General features: G+C 70.7%; 13 protein-coding genes. 6 read left to right on the forward strand and 7 right to left on the reverse strand.

The window, feature by feature from the left end; all coding sequences use genetic code 11:
• The 3 genes from ACFPZ3_RS48005 to ACFPZ3_RS48015 all read right to left on the reverse strand — a co-directional run bounded on the left by ACFPZ3_RS48005 (position 1) and on the right by ACFPZ3_RS48015 (position 3,016).
• A complete protein-coding gene (locus tag ACFPZ3_RS48005; RefSeq protein ID WP_379521109.1) occupies positions 1-1,137 on the reverse strand; it encodes an Mrp/NBP35 family ATP-binding protein in 1,137 nt (378 codons plus the stop codon).
• Between the two features lie 200 nt (positions 1,138-1,337).
• Entirely contained in the window at positions 1,338-1,817 is a 480-nt protein-coding gene (locus ACFPZ3_RS48010) for a DUF1003 domain-containing protein (RefSeq protein WP_379521110.1), read from the reverse strand.
• On the reverse strand, positions 1,814-3,016 hold the full coding sequence (locus ACFPZ3_RS48015) for a magnesium transporter MgtE N-terminal domain-containing protein (protein ID WP_379521111.1): 1,203 nt from the start codon (positions 3,014-3,016) through the stop codon (positions 1,814-1,816). Before ACFPZ3_RS48015 ends, ACFPZ3_RS48010 begins: the two co-directional genes overlap by 4 nt.
• Positions 3,017-3,112: 96 nt before the next feature.
• Here ACFPZ3_RS48015 and ACFPZ3_RS48020 point away from each other — a divergent pair, with 96 nt between their 5' ends.
• On the forward strand, positions 3,113-4,060 hold the full coding sequence (locus ACFPZ3_RS48020) for an EamA family transporter (RefSeq protein WP_379521112.1): 948 nt from the start codon (positions 3,113-3,115) through the stop codon (positions 4,058-4,060).
• Here the strand turns inward: ACFPZ3_RS48020 and ACFPZ3_RS48025 are convergent.
• The gene (locus ACFPZ3_RS48025) at positions 4,044-4,412 is read right to left on the reverse strand and encodes a hypothetical protein (RefSeq protein ID WP_379521113.1); all 369 of its coding nucleotides are present in this window, start codon (positions 4,410-4,412) and stop codon (positions 4,044-4,046) included. The genes ACFPZ3_RS48020 and ACFPZ3_RS48025 overlap by 17 nt on opposite strands.
• A gap of 160 nt (positions 4,413-4,572) precedes the next feature.
• Here ACFPZ3_RS48025 and ACFPZ3_RS48030 point away from each other — a divergent pair, with 160 nt between their 5' ends.
• Positions 4,573-5,505 (forward strand): HpcH/HpaI aldolase/citrate lyase family protein, encoded by a 933-nt coding sequence (locus ACFPZ3_RS48030; protein ID WP_379521114.1) that lies wholly within the window; start codon positions 4,573-4,575, stop codon positions 5,503-5,505.
• On the opposite strand, the gene ACFPZ3_RS48035 is transcribed toward ACFPZ3_RS48030, so the two are convergent.
• Together ACFPZ3_RS48035 and ACFPZ3_RS48040 are read right to left on the reverse strand one after the other, a co-directional pair.
• Positions 5,495-6,040: a DUF6529 family protein gene (locus ACFPZ3_RS48035; protein WP_379521115.1), complete on the reverse strand. Its 546-nt coding sequence runs from the start codon at positions 6,038-6,040 to the stop codon at positions 5,495-5,497. The two genes, ACFPZ3_RS48030 and ACFPZ3_RS48035, sit on opposite strands and share 11 nt — an antisense overlap.
• Positions 6,037-6,726: a hypothetical protein gene (locus tag ACFPZ3_RS48040; protein ID WP_379521116.1), complete on the reverse strand. Its 690-nt coding sequence runs from the start codon at positions 6,724-6,726 to the stop codon at positions 6,037-6,039. The genes ACFPZ3_RS48035 and ACFPZ3_RS48040 overlap by 4 nt, the downstream gene beginning before the upstream one ends.
• A gap of 102 nt (positions 6,727-6,828) precedes the next feature.
• Here ACFPZ3_RS48040 and ACFPZ3_RS48045 point away from each other — a divergent pair, with 102 nt between their 5' ends.
• Together ACFPZ3_RS48045 and ACFPZ3_RS48050 are read left to right on the forward strand one after the other, a co-directional pair.
• Entirely contained in the window at positions 6,829-7,806 is a 978-nt protein-coding gene (locus tag ACFPZ3_RS48045) for a CPBP family intramembrane glutamic endopeptidase (RefSeq protein WP_379521117.1), read from the forward strand.
• 337 nt (positions 7,807-8,143) lie between these two features.
• Positions 8,144-11,035, forward strand: coding sequence for a DUF6242 domain-containing protein (locus tag ACFPZ3_RS48050; protein ID WP_379521118.1), 2,892 nt, complete (start codon positions 8,144-8,146; stop codon positions 11,033-11,035).
• A 15-nt stretch (positions 11,036-11,050) separates the two neighbouring features.
• Here the strand turns inward: ACFPZ3_RS48050 and ACFPZ3_RS48055 are convergent, their stop codons facing one another.
• Positions 11,051-11,452: an NUDIX hydrolase gene (locus tag ACFPZ3_RS48055; protein ID WP_379521119.1), complete on the reverse strand. Its 402-nt coding sequence runs from the start codon at positions 11,450-11,452 to the stop codon at positions 11,051-11,053.
• Between the two features lie 74 nt (positions 11,453-11,526).
• Between ACFPZ3_RS48055 and ACFPZ3_RS48060 the strand changes: the two genes are divergently transcribed.
• A complete protein-coding gene (locus ACFPZ3_RS48060; protein ID WP_379521120.1) occupies positions 11,527-12,153 on the forward strand; it encodes a DUF6758 family protein in 627 nt (208 codons plus the stop codon).
• A 74-nt stretch (positions 12,154-12,227) separates the two neighbouring features.
• Positions 12,228-12,944: an MBL fold metallo-hydrolase gene (locus ACFPZ3_RS48065; protein WP_379521121.1), complete on the forward strand. Its 717-nt coding sequence runs from the start codon at positions 12,228-12,230 to the stop codon at positions 12,942-12,944.
• Positions 12,945-13,002 lie beyond the last annotated feature (58 nt).

A 13,002-nucleotide genomic window follows, 5' to 3' on the forward strand; every position in this document is an offset into this window, starting at 1 on the left:
TCAGCGGCGCGGAGCCAGGCCGAGCTGGAGCCCCTTGATGCTGGATGAGCGCTTGCTCAACCCGGCCGCGATCTGCCGCAGCTCGGTGGCGGCAGGAGAGTCGGGGTCGGTCAGCACGAGCGGCTTGCCCTCGTCGCCGCCCTCGCGCAGCCGCAGGTCGATGGGGACCTGACCGAGCAGCGGCACCCGGGTGCCGAGAGTCCGGGTCAGCGCGTCGGCCACGGTCTGGCCTCCGCCCTCGCCGAACACCGCGATGCGTTCGTCGCAGTGGGGACACGGCAGCCACGCCATGTTCTCGATGACGCCGGCGATCTGCTGGTGGGTCTGCGCGGCGATCGAGCCGGCCCGCTCGGCCACCTCGGCGGCGGCCATCTGCGGCGTCGTCACGACCAGGATCTCCGCCGACGGCAGCCGCTGGGCCACCGAGATGGCGATGTCGCCGGTGCCGGGCGGCAGGTCGAGCAGGAGCACGTCGAGGTCGCCCCAGTAGACGTCGGCCAGGAACTGGTGCAGCGCCCGGTCGAGCATCGGCCCGCGCCAGACCACCGGCGTGTTGCCCGGCGGCTTGAACATCCCGACCGAGATGACCTTGATGTCGTGGGCCACCGGCGGCATGATCATGTCCTCGACCTTGGTGGGCCGTTCGGCGGCGCCCAGCATGCGAGGAATGCTGTGGCCGTAGATGTCGGCGTCGACGATGCCGACCTTGAGGCCGCCGGCAGCCATGGAGGCGGCCAGGTTGACCGTCACGGAGGACTTGCCGACCCCGCCCTTGCCGCTGGCCACCGCGAACACGCGGGTCAGCGAGCCCGGCTGGTTGAAGGGGATCTCCTTCTCCGGCCCGCGGTCGCCCCGCAGCTTGGTCTGCAGGACCTTGCGCTGCTCGGTGCTCATGACGTCGAGTTCGACCTGGACGTCCGTCACACCCTCGACCTTGGCGACGGAGGTCTTGACGTCGCGGGTGATGGTGTCCTTCATCGGACACCCGGCCACCGTGAGGTAGACGCCCACGCGCACCGCCCCGTCGGGAGCGATCTCGATGTTCTTGACCATGTCGAGGTCCGTGATCGGGCGACGGATCTCGGGGTCGATGACGGTGGACAGTGCCGCCGTCACCAGTTCCTGGGTTGGTGCCATCGAAGTCTCGGCACGAGGGAGTGCCGTCCCTCCTTTGTCGATATATGTGTGACAGGCGCTGGGCGCCAGCGAGGATGCCCCTCCATGGTATGAACCTGAAGCCCCGCTGAGTTAATCCGCACTGATAGATGTCCGTGCGAGCGGACGTCCTAAGGTTACTCCGTGAGTCTTCCGCTGTTGCGGTTCGCGGCCGGGCGACCTCACCGGCGCTCCTCCGAGTCCCCCCTGAGCTCCTCCAGCAGCCGCCCCAGCTCGGCGCGCAGGTAGTCGCGGGTGGCCACGTCGCTCATGGCCATCCGCAGCCCGGCGATCTCCCGCGTCAGATACTCGATCTCGGCCTGGTTGCGGTCGGCGGCCTCGCGGTCCTGCTCGTACTGGACGCGGTCGCGGTCGTCCTGCCGGTTCTGGGCCAGCAGGATCAGCGGCGCGGCGTAGCTGGCCTGCAGCGACAACATCAGTGTGAGGAAGATGAACGGGTAGGGGTCGAACTTCAGGTTCGCGGGCGCGAAGGCGTTCCAGAGCACCCAGACCGCTACGAACACGGTCATGTACACGAGGAAGCGGGCGGTCCCGAGGAAGCGGGCGATCTGCTCGGACAGGCGGCCGAACGCCTCGGGGTCGTAGTGCGGGCGCAGCGAGCGGCGCAGCGCGCGGGGCTGGTCGAGTCGTTCGCTCGTCATGGTCGCCGGCCTTCCCGCCAGTCCTCGGGCAACATGTGGTCCAGCACGTCGTCCACGGTCACCGCGCCGACGAGCCTGCCCAGTTCGTCCACGACAGGGGCGGCGACGAGGTTGTAGTTGGCGAGGTAGTAAGTGACCTCACTCAGCGTGAGCTCGGGCTTGATCGGGCCGATCGAGGGGTCGAGCACGCCGCCGAGCAGCGTGGACGGCGGTTCGCGCAGCAGCCGCTGGAAGTGCGAGACCCCCAGGTACGTGCCCGTCGGCGTCTCGGTCGGCGGCCTGGTCACGTAGACCTGGGCGGCCACGGCGGGCGTCAGGTCGTTCTGCCTGATGTGCGCGAGCGCCTCGGCCACGGTGGCGTTGGGCGGCAGGATCACCGGCTCGCTGGTCATCAGACCGCCCGCGCTGGTCTCCGGGTAGGTCAGCAGCCGCCGCACCGGCGCCGCCTCACCCGGCTCCATCAGCGCCAGCAGTTGCGCCGCCTGCTCCTCCGGCAGGTCGTGCAGCAGGTCGGCGGCGTCGTCGGGCCCCATCTCCTCCAGCACGTCGGCCGCCCGCTCAGGCTCCAGCGTGCCCAGGATGGCGATCTGGTCGTCGGGCGGCAGTTCTTCCAGCACGTCGGCGAGGCGGGTGTCGTTCAGCGCGCGGGCGATCTCGACGCGCCGCTTGGTCGGCAGGTCGTGCAGCGCGCTGGCCATGTCGGCGGCCCGCAGCGACTCGAACGCGGTGATCAGCCCGGCGGCCCCCTGGTCCTGCTGCAGCTTGTCGAACCCCGACACCTCGCCCCAGTCCACGGTGCGCGGCTCGCGCCGCCTGCCCCGGTAGACGGCGACCTTGGTGATCTCCCAGGCGAACGGCTTGATCTCCTCCATGGCCACGTCGTAGACCGTCATGGGCTGCTCGCCGAGGTGCACGGTCAGGTCGAGCATCTCGCCGACGACCAGCGTCTCGGTGGCGCGCTGCTCGAACCTGCGCATGTTGAGCCGCCCGGTGAAGACGACGGCTCCGGCCTCGATGCGGCGTACACGAGTGATCGGCAGGAACACCGGGCGGCGCGGCTGCACCTCCACCACGAAGCCGTGGACGTTGGGCGGGCGGCCGATGCGCAGCCCGACCACGACGTCCCTGACCCGGCCGATCTGGTCGCCCGCGGGGTCGAAGACCGGGGTCCCCGGCAGCCGGGCAACGAAGATCTTCACGTGGCCAGGCTAACAGCGTGACCCCATTGCGCCCGGGACGTCCGACGTGTAAGTATCAAACGCTTTTAACGGTCATTACTCGGCAGGTGGTGTGCGGTGAGGTATGCGGGGCTCGCGCTCGCGTTCGTGTCGTCGTGCTGTTTCGCGTTCTCCGGGCCCATGGCCAAATACCTCATCGCGGCCGGACTGGCGCCGATCGAGGCCGTGTGGACGCGGATGGCCGGCGCGGGGCTGCTGCTGGTGGCCGTGCTGGCCATCGTGCGGCCGCGGGCGCTGCGGATCCCGCGGTCCAGACTGCCGTTCCTCGCGCTGTACGCGATCGTGGCGGTGGCCGGGGTGCAGTCCCTCTACTTCGTGGCGATCACGCGGCTGCCGGTGGGGATCGCGCTGCTGCTGGAGTTCATGGCGCCGGTGATGGTGGTGGCCTGGGTGCGGGTCATCCGCAAGGTACGGCTCGCCAGGGCCGCGTACGTCGGCGCGGTCGTCGCCGTCGTGGGCCTCGGGATCGTCGTCGAGGCGTGGCAGGGCCTGCGGATCGACGCGCTGGGCCTGTTGCTGGGCCTGCTGGCCGGGGCGTGCTGCGCCGGATATTTCCTGATGAGCGATAGCTTCGGCGACGACGTGGACCCGCTCGGCCTGATCGCCTGGGGCATGACGGGGGCGGCCGTGGTGCTGATCCCGTTCTCCCGGCCCTGGGACATCCCGTGGGGGGCCTTCACGGTCTCCGCCGCGCCAGAGGGCGGGCTCTCCCTGCCGGTGCCGGTCGCGTACCTGTGGATGGTGCTGGTGGCGACCGTGGTCGCCTACATCCTGGGCGTCAACGCCGTGCGGCGGCTGTCGGCCGCGGTGGGCGCGACCGTCGCGTCCCTGGAGGTCATCGGCGGCGCCGTCGTGGCGTGGGCCCTGGTCGGCGAGACGCTCGGCGCGTTCCAGATCGTGGGCGGGCTGATCGTGTTGTCCGGCGCGCTGCTCGCGCAGACCGCCACCGCCAGCGCTCAGCCACAGGTCGTCGTGCCGCCGGAGCCGGTCACCGCTCAGGGGTGAGACGCCAGACGGTGGACTCGCGGGCCCACCGCTCGGGCAGGTGCTCGCTGTCGCGGGCGTTGAGCCGCTCCTTCGCCAGCACCGCCACGGCCTCGGCCGCCTCGCCCTGGTCCACGACCGAGACCGCCGCCTCGAACTCCACCAGCCTGGCCCCGTTGTCCTTGCTGCGGAGCGTCACGTGGACGCGGTCCTTGGCGTCGAGCCCGGGCATCGGCTGTTCCTCGCCCCCCGTCACCAGGTAGATGGCGCCGTCGTGCCAGGCGTGCCAGGCCAGCCTGGGGCGGTCGAGGGTGAGCCAGAGGATGCCCGACTTCTTGGCGCCCTCCTGGATGGCCGCGGTGTCGTCGCTCACGGATCCGACTGTAACCGGCGGGGTCCCGGAGCCGTTAGAGGGGCATGAAACGGATCTCGCTGCTCTTCCTCCTCCTGGCGACCGGCTGCGGCATCGGCGGCCTCGTCGCCCGCCTGGAGGCGAACGGGTTCACCGGCTGAGGCCCTTGTAGCGTGTGCGCATGCGCTCACGACGTTCGGTGCTCGCCGTGCCAGGCAGCAACCCCCGGTTCCTGGAGAAGGCCCAGACACTCCCCGTGGACGAGGTCTTCCTCGACCTGGAGGATTCCGTCGCGCCGCTGGCCAAGGAGGAGGCGCGGGGCAACATCGTGGCCGCGCTGCGCGAGGGCGACTGGTCGGGCAAGACGCGGGTGGTCAGGGTGAACGACCTGACCACTCAATGGACGTACCGGGACGTGATCGAGATCGTCGAGGGGGCGGGGGAGTTCCTCGACTGCCTCATGCTGCCCAAGGTGCAGGATCCGACCGAGGTCATCTGGCTCGACACCCTGCTCACCCAGATCGAGAAGACCATGGGATTCGAGGTCGGCCGCATCGGCATCGAGGCGCAGATCGAGAACGCGCGCGGCCTGGTGAACGCCGACGCCATCGCCGGGTCGTCCAAGCGGCTGGAGACGCTCGTGTTCGGCCCCGCCGACTTCATGGCCTCGGTCAACATGCGCACGCTCGTCGTCGGCGAGCAGCCGCCCGGCTACGTCGAGGGCGACGCCTACCACTACATCCTCATGCGCCTGCTCATGGCCGCCAGAATGCACGATCTGCAGGTGATCGACGGGCCCTACCTGCAGATCAAGGACGTGGAGGGATTCCGCAGAGTCGCGCGGAGGGCGGCCGCGCTGGGGTTCGACGGCAAGTGGGTGCTGCACCCGGCGCAGGTGGACGCCGCCAACGAGGTGTTCTCGCCGGAGCAGGAGGACTACGACCACGCCGAGCTCATCTTGGAGGCGTACGAGTACTACACCTCGGTCGAGAAGCGCGGCGCGGTCATGCTGGGTGACGAGATGATCGATGAGGCGTCCAGGAAGATGGCGCTCGTCGTGGCCGCCAAGGGGCGGGCGGCCGGACTGAGCCGTACGAAGAGCTTCACACCTTGAAGCCGATGGCGGTGAAGAACCAGAACGACGAGGTCAGCCAGAGCCCCACGAGCGCCGTGAACGTCAGCCCGCCGAACACCGGCAGCGTCCAGCCCGGGGTGCCGCGTTTGGGCAGGGCCAGCAGCTTCGCGGTGATCAGGCCGTAGAAGAAGCAGCCGAGCAGCGAGTGCGCGAGCACGCGGGGCACGTCGTACTGCAGGCCCAGGGCGTACAGGCAGTGGAAGGCGACGGGGATCGTGAGCACGAACGCCAGCCGCCCCGACCAGCGGTGCACGGCGGGCGGGATCGTGATCCCGATCTTGCCCCACATCGACAGGGCCGAGACGACCTGGACGATCGCCAGGACGAACGCGCCCGTCGTCAGCCACGCCTTCATCGGCAGGGCGGCGGAGAAGCCGGCCACGCCGACGGCGAAACCGGTCGGCGTGTGCGCGCGCCCGTAGACGCCGAGCGCGAGCACCACGAGGCCGCCGAGAAGCAGCGGCACCAGTAACGGGGTCAGGCCGCGCGTGGGCTGCTGGGGTAGGGCGGTCATTGCATCTCCTCGATGAATCCGTCGACGTCCTTGGGGTAGACCGTGGTGTCGTCGACGGTCACGGGGGCGGTGGGCTGCTCGCTGTCGAGCTGCGGGATCCCGCGCGGCTCGCCGTTCGACTCGGCGAGGCCGACCTGGTAGGAGCGGCCGTCCGTGTCCTTGATCATGATCCAGCCGGCGCGGAACTTGGCGCCTCTGACGATGGCGGTGGCCCGGTACAGGCCCGACGGCTTGACCACCGTGGGCGCGACGAAGTCCCACTTCCCGCCGGCGACGGAGACCTCGCCCTTCGCCCGGCCGCCGCCCAGCTCGGCCGTGATCTTCGAGCCGGCGTTCGCCACGCCTTTGAGTTGTACCTCTCCCTCCGACTCCGAGCCCTTGAACCAGGCCTCGCTCTTTCCGTCGCAGAAGTAGCCGACGGCCTTGCCGTTCCTGATCGAGATGGCGATGAGGGCGCCGTTGCCCTTCACCCGGCCGCCGTAGTCGGCCTTGGCGATCTTCTTGGGCTCCGTGCGCGTGGGTGATGGTGACGCCGCGGCGGAGCTCTCCTCCGCCGGTGGCGCATCCGCGGCCGTACTGGCGGCCGTTTGCTCGGCCGCCGGTGTCGCGGTGATGCTGGCGACACCGAGCCCCACGGCGAGCACTGCTCCCGCCGCGAGGGTGATGACAGGTCCCAGCCTTGACATGGACTGCTCCCAGGGATCGAAATGTCTTTCGCCCCCTGAGCATCCGCCTAAAACGGCGAGTCGTCTGTGAACTAATGCGCATCAAGCGGACAGAATGGAGAGATGCAGGAATATCCGGGGCCCCAGCTTCCCTACGCGGGGCCGCCGTACCCGCCGCCGCGACCGCCGTCCTGGTTCCTGCCGACTCCGCGCGGGGCTCGGTTCGACCACCTCGCCAGGACGCCGGGCGCCCGTGTGTGGCAGGCGATCGTCGGCACGCTCATCGTCGCCGCCGGGTTCGTCGCGATCGGTGTCGTGGTCGTCATCGGGTTCGTCGTCGCGACGGTCGTCCTCGGACTTCCCTCGCCGGTGGACCCCGTGACCGGGATCCCCGAGCCCACGCCGCTCGGGCTGGCCATGACACTGCTGTCCATCGCGCCCGTACTGCTGGTGGTGTTCGGCACCGCGGCCCTCATCCAGCGGCGGCGGCCCGGCACGCTCTCGTCCGTGGCGGGGCGGTTGCGCTGGACCTGGATGGGGCGTTGCGTCGGGGTGGCCGTGCTGGCGCTGATTCTCGGCCAGGTCGCGCAGTGGGCGGCCCTGTCGGTCTCGGGCCTGGACTCCGAGGTGCTCGGGTGGAGCGGGTGGTCGGTCTTCCTGCCGCTGATCATCGTGATCGTGCTGCTGGTGCCGTTCCAGGCGGCGGCGGAGGAGTACATCTTCCGCGGGTGGCTGCTGCAGGCCGTCGGGGCGCACGTACGCAATCCCATCTGGGCCATCGTCTTCGGGTCCGCCGTGTTCGCGTCCTTGCACGGGTACTCGTGGGCCGGGCTGGTCGACGTGTTCTCGTTCGGGGCCGTCATGGCGTGGCTGGCGTTGCGTACCGGAGGGCTGGAGGCGCCCATCGCGCTGCACGTCGTCAACAACGTGGTGGCCTTCGGGCTGAGCGCGGCCGCGGGGAACCTCGATGACGCCCTGGACCAGGGTAAGGTTCCTGTGCCCTGGCAGGCGTTGACGGGGACCGTGGTGCAGCTCGGGGTGTATGCGTTTGGTGTGATGTATCTAGCCAAAAAGCGGTCTATTAGCACTCTTTCGGGATAAATCAGGCGGCAGGTACGGGGAATCTCGCTAGAGAGGTCTCGCTATTCCGGCTCAACCATGCTGGTCTGGATGCTGTCGGGATGGTGAGGGTCTCCCCCGGACCTTCCTGGAACGGTCCGTGAGAGCGGCCGAGATCCACCTGTACGACGAGTTCGACTAGGAGGTGCGGCGCGTGGCCTCCGGCCCCAGCGAACCGCCACGGCGATCGCCGGAAGACGACCCGCGTTCCGAGAGCGCATCAGGCCCACACCCTCCAGAAGAGCCAAGGATCAGCCATTCTCCGCCCGGTCCCACCGACGATCGGGCCAGAGGCTTACCCCTGACCTCTCCGTGGGGCATGCCGCCGTTCGCCGCCCCCATACCGGACGACGAGCCGCAGGAACCGCCCAAGGGGCGCAGACCGTACAGTTCGCCGACCGCGGAGCCCGAGGTGGAGCCGCGCCGGCGGCCCCGGCGCATCGTCAACCGGCCCGACAAGCTCGTCGCCGGCGCCCCGCCCCGCCCCGAGCTCGCGGCGCCCGCCGTCGAGACCCCCGAGGCGCCCGGCCGGGAGTCCGATGAGCGGGAGGCGCGCACGCCTCCCTACCGCCTCGTGTACCCCGTCGGCCAACGCGACGATCCCGCGCCCGCCGCCGCGCCCGCGCCCGCGCCCGCCGACGAGCCTGCGCGCGCCGATCGGAAGGAGATCGCCGCCCAGGACGTTCCGCGCGACGAGCCTCTTCCCGAGGACGAGTCCCTCTCCGAGGACGAGACCGCTCCGGAGGACGGGACCTTCCCGGAGGAGGAGACCCTCCCTGAGGAGGAGTCCTTCGAGGAGGACGAGACCGAGGTGCGGCGGGTCGGGCGGCCGCCGGCCGGCCGTCCCACCAGGCCCGACCTCCTCGTCGCCACCGGCCCGCCGCACCCCCAGGGGTCGAGCGGCCGCCACCACAGAGGCCCGGCCCCCGCCGCCGTACGCAGGTCCAGTCCCGTGCACCGGAGCAACAGGGCCATCCCGATCGTCCTGACCGTGGCCGCGGCCGTCCTGGTGGCCACCGGCGTGCTCGTGTGGCAGTGGAGCGACGACGAGACCCCCGGCCTGCGCCTGGAGGCGGGCACAGGCCGTTCGGGAGACGAGCTGTTCACCGTCCCCGCCGCCGGCGACGGCGCCGACCAGAAGCTCAACGACATGACGTCGGTGGGCCGCGCGGTCGTGGCGGTCGGCAGCGACACGACGAGCCCGACCCCGCGCCCGCTGTTCCTGTTCTCGCCCGACGCGGGCAAGAACTGGCGGCTCGGCCGGGTGAACGGCGCCTCCACGCCCACGGTGCGGCGCGTGGTCGGCGGCGACGGCCACTGGCTGGCCACCGGCGGCGACGAGGCCGCGGGTGAGCGCGGCCTGTGGACCAGCACCGACGGGTTCAACTGGACGGTCGTGGAGGCGTCGGGGCTGGCCGCGTTCAGGGCCGGTGACCGCATCGAGGACATCGCCAGGACGGGCTCGGGCTTCGTCGCCGTGGGCAGCACGTCCGGGGCCGACGGCGGCTCGGGACCCGCGGCCTGGCACTCGGAGGACGGCACGACCTGGGAGCGCGTCGAGACCAGGGAGCTGGAAGTACGGGAGCTCAAGGCCGTGGTGGCCAAGGGCGACACCGTCGTGGCCATCGGAGTACCCGCGGACGGCGAGGGATCGCGGGTGCTTCGATCGGCCGACGGCGGGCGCGGCTGGCAGGCGACCGGCTTCCAGCTCCCCGAGGCGACCGACCTGCGGGCCGGGATGGTGGCCGTGCTGCCCAAACGGTTCGTGCTGGTGCCGACGTTGCGGCAGACGGCCGAAGGGGACGTACGCGTCTATTGCTCCCCGACCGGGACACAGTGGTCGCAGTGCGGCTCCATCGGCGGCCTCGACGCCGAGAGCCGGGGTGTGGAGTCGCTGATCTCCTACCCGTCCGGCGTCGCCGCGGTCACGCAGGCCGGGCTCGGCCGCTACTCCGTGCTGACCACCACGGACGGGCGCGCCTGGACCAAGCGGGCCGACCTCGGCGACCTGACGGGTGCGACGCTGCGCGGGTTCACGATCTCCGACGGCGGCACCCTGTTCGCCGGCGGCGACCGGGCGGCCTCCGACGTGGACAACCAGCTCGTGCTCATGACCTCGCCCAAGTCGGGCTCCACCTCGCGGGTGAAACTCGGCGAGGTCGAGGGCCTGAACAGGATCGCCCGCGAGACGAACGCGCTGGCCGGCCACGACGGCCGGTACGTGGCCGTCGGCTCCGCCTCGGGCGACGCCGGCCTGTGGACGATCAGGAACTGGCAGAGCTGGAAGTCCATGAGCCTCGGCGGCCCCGGCAGGCAGACGCTCGAGGACGTGATCCACGGCTCCCGTGGCTGGCTGGCCGTCGGCGGCACCGAGCCGAACATCTCCGTCACCGACCCCCTCCTCGTCACCTCCGGCGACGGCGAGAACTGGAAGCGGGTGGACGCCACCGGAGACCTGGCCAGACAGCCGGACCAGCCCTACCTGCAGGCCCATGTCGTGACGGCGGGCAAGCAGGGGTACGTGGTGGCGGGCGAGTCGAGGGACCAGGCGGGCACCATCGCCGCCGCGATGTGGTTCACCCCCGACACGCGCAAGTACACCAGGTCGAACAAGTTGCCCCAGGGCGGCTCCGGCGTGCGCATCCACGACGCGATCGCCGTCGCCGACGGGTACGTGGCCGTGGGCGGCGCGGGGAACGCCGATGACGAGAGCACCGTGGTGTGGTACTCGGAGGACGGCGTGAACTGGAGCGCGCGCGACCGGGTGACCCCGCAGGACGCGACGTCGGCCGGGCTCCGCCGGGTCACGACGTACCAGGGCAAGCTTGTGGCCATCGGTACGGCCCTGACGGATGGGGTGCGGCGGGCGTTCGCCGCGGTCTCGGACGACGACGGCCAGAGCTGGGAGACGGCGTGGCTGCCCGCGGACCGGGCGGCGGCGGTGTACGACCTGGCGTCGGCCGCGGAGGGCCTGGTGGCGGTCGGCTGGCACGGCGTGCCCGGCGAGGGCGACAGCGCGGCCTGGACCTCGCAGGACGGGCTGTCGTGGAACCGCATGGAGCTCACCAAGGACCGCCTGGCCGGACAGGGGACGCAGTGGTTGTCGGCGGTGGCCGTGGAGGGGGAGGAGGTGGTGGCGCTCGGCCGGTCCACGACGTACAGCGCCGACCATCTGATCCTGTGGACCTCCAGCCTGACGTCGAGCAGATAGCCCAGGTGGGCCGTCTCACCTTCCCCGTGGGAGCACGTGCCATTCCGTGAGCGACTCCAGGAGGCCCTCGGACAGCGGGAGGCGTACCAGGTCGTCCTGGCCGCACCAGCGCACGTCGGCGGCGTCGTCCCCGGCGGTGGGGACCCCTTCCTCGGCGGTGGCGAGGTAGTCGCGGATCACGTACGTGACCCCGCCGGGACCGGGGCGGTCCACCGTGCCGGCCAGGCGGCCCACCTCCACGCGCAGCCCCGTCTCCTCCAGGACCTCACGCCGCACACCGGCCTCGTCCGTCTCGCCCTGCTCCAGCCGGCCGCCCGGAATCGACCACAGGCCCATGCCGGGCGGATGGCCGCGCTTGATGAGAAGAAGCCGGTCAGAGGCGTCGAAAATGATCGCGCCGACACAATTTACGCGCACATGACCAAGATTACGACGGGATAACGAGGAGCGGCCTTGACGTGGCCGTGCCGGAGAAAGCACCGTGGGTAGTTGTGAGAGCGGTTCCGACCTGCCCGCGGTGTTTTGGCCCTCTTCACGGGCCGAGCGCCAGGTCTAGTGCGTTTCGATGCGGCACGCACGGTGACGTGCTGCCGTATCAGCCCCCGTGGCCGCCGTCCAGCACCGCGCTTGAGGCGATACGCAAGACTTCCGTCGTGCCCGTGTGGTTGCCGTGGCCCTTGCCTTCCGGCTGGCTGGTCACCGGCTTCGGTGAGGTGGGCGACCAGAACACCGGCGCCCGCGCGAGCCTGGTCGCGCTGACCGGGCCGTCGCTGATGGAGGGGCCGGCCGACATGATCGTCATCGCCGAGGAGCCCGGCATCGGGCTCGGCGCCGCGTTCGCGGGGCTCGACGGCCCCGATCCCGGCGAGGGGTTCGACGCGGGGCCGCCGAACGCCAAGATCGGGGTGCTCGGCCATCCCACCGCGCTGTGGTGCGTGGACGGCCAGAACGACCGGGCGGTCTACGCGGGCGAGGCGATGGGCAACTGGTTGTGGGCGATCGCCTGGCCGGCCGACGCGGGATGCATGATCTCGCTCGCCGAGCTGTCCCTGCTCGACGCCCGTGACCACGAACTGGACGTGCCGTTCGGCGCCTTCTCGCCCAGGCTCGAAGACTAGCCCGGCCCCGGTTCGGGAGCGTGACGCGCGAACGCGATTCGCGCTGTCTGGCAGACGGGCTAGAGTTCGGAGGCGTGACAGCGCGTATCGAGCGAGTGGTGACCGAGGGCGTCGTCGACATCGACGGCACCGAGCACAAGGTCGAGAACAACACCTGGATCGTGGGTGACGACGACGAGGTGATCGTCATCGACGCGGCGCGTGACGCCGAGAAGATCCTTGAGCAGGTGGGCGAGCGGGAGGTGCTGGCCGTCATCTGCACCGCGGGCCTGCCCGACCACGTCGGAGCGGCCATCGAGGTGGCCAGCCGAGACGAGGCCGTGGTCGCCCTGCACCCGAAGGACAAGCCCCTGTGGCGTGAGACCTGGCGTGAGACCTGGCCCGACATCGACATGGAGGACGACGGCATCTTCGGTGTCGCCGACGTCCAGCTCGATGTCATGGAGACGCCCGGCATCTCGCCCGGCGGCGTGTCGCTCTACTGCGAGGCGCTCGGGGCCGTGTTCACCGGCAAGGCCCTGCAGGCCGACGGCCCCGGCAAGCTGGGCGGCGAATACCCGGCCCTGGCCGACCAGCTCACCTCGATCGGCGGGCGGCTGTTCACGCTGCCCGGCGACACGCGGGTGCTGGCCATCCACGGTGACGAGGTCACGGTCGGCGACCTGGAGCCGCACTTCGACGACTGGGTCTCCGGCTCGCTGACCCGCGTCGCCGGCGACGACGAGCAAGAGGGCCCGCTGACCGACGGCACCAAGATCTCCGGCATCAAGCTCAACCCGGACGACGAATAGGTGAGGGAGTGCCGTCGCCTGGAGGAGTGGCGGGAGCGTAGCGACCAGAGCGGGGGAA

The sequence above is a fragment of the Nonomuraea insulae genome, assembly GCF_042656245.1.

Bases quoted from the DNA above. Each gene is read 5' to 3' on its own strand.
- ACFPZ3_RS48035 (WP_379521115.1), bottom strand. From the start codon at position 6,040: ATGACCGCCCTACCCCAGCAGCCCACGCGCGGCCTGACCCCGTTACTG.
- ACFPZ3_RS48045 (WP_379521117.1), top strand. From the start codon at position 6,829: ATGCAGGAATATCCGGGGCCCCAGCTTCCCTACGCGGGGCCGCCGTAC.
- ACFPZ3_RS48030 (WP_379521114.1), top strand. From the start codon at position 4,573: ATGCGCTCACGACGTTCGGTGCTCGCCGTGCCAGGCAGCAACCCCCGG.
- ACFPZ3_RS48010 (WP_379521110.1), bottom strand. From the start codon at position 1,817: ATGACGAGCGAACGACTCGACCAGCCCCGCGCGCTGCGCCGCTCGCTG.
- ACFPZ3_RS48050 (WP_379521118.1), top strand. From the start codon at position 8,144: ATGCCGCCGTTCGCCGCCCCCATACCGGACGACGAGCCGCAGGAACCG.
- ACFPZ3_RS48040 (WP_379521116.1), bottom strand. From the start codon at position 6,726: ATGTCAAGGCTGGGACCTGTCATCACCCTCGCGGCGGGAGCAGTGCTC.
- ACFPZ3_RS48005 (WP_379521109.1), bottom strand. From the start codon at position 1,137: ATGGCACCAACCCAGGAACTGGTGACGGCGGCACTGTCCACCGTCATC.